Origin of the sequence: Clostridium sp. MT-14 (genome assembly GCF_042436595.1) — a bacterium.
Lineage (GTDB): Bacteria > Bacillota > Clostridia > Clostridiales > Clostridiaceae > Clostridium_B > Clostridium_B aromativorans.
Window position 1 is genome coordinate 1 of the sequence record NZ_JBHMIY010000107.1, and the last position, 330, is coordinate 330.

Genomic DNA, 330 nt, shown 5'->3' on the forward strand with positions numbered 1-330 from the left:
CCGTCATACCTCTAGTGTTATACTGACTTGCGAAATCATAAAATATTTCCCTTGAATTCAGCATAAATGAAAGCTCTCTCTGCAACTCTCCACAGTGGAATTTCACGCACCTGAATAAATTTACCAGTTCACCATTTATATCGTTGTATACTTCCGTGTTGGCCAGCTTATCCTTTGAGAACAAAACCCATGCTGCACCTCCAAATACTTCTATGTATCTATTAAAACTTTCGGGAAATCTTTTAACTATCTCCTTCCTGAGTAACTTCTTCCCGCCTATCCAACTTATAAAACTATTCATATATACCTCCTATGTTCCAGATAATACTA

At 37.0% G+C, this 330-nt stretch carries 1 protein-coding gene; it reads right to left on the reverse strand.

Going from position 1 to position 330, the window contains the following annotated elements; translation table 11 throughout:
• The coding region (locus ACFHWD_RS20710; protein ID WP_378062956.1) for a DNA adenine methylase at positions 1 to 301 on the reverse strand (301 nt) is incomplete at its 3' end.
• Positions 302 to 330: the final 29 nt, after the last annotated feature.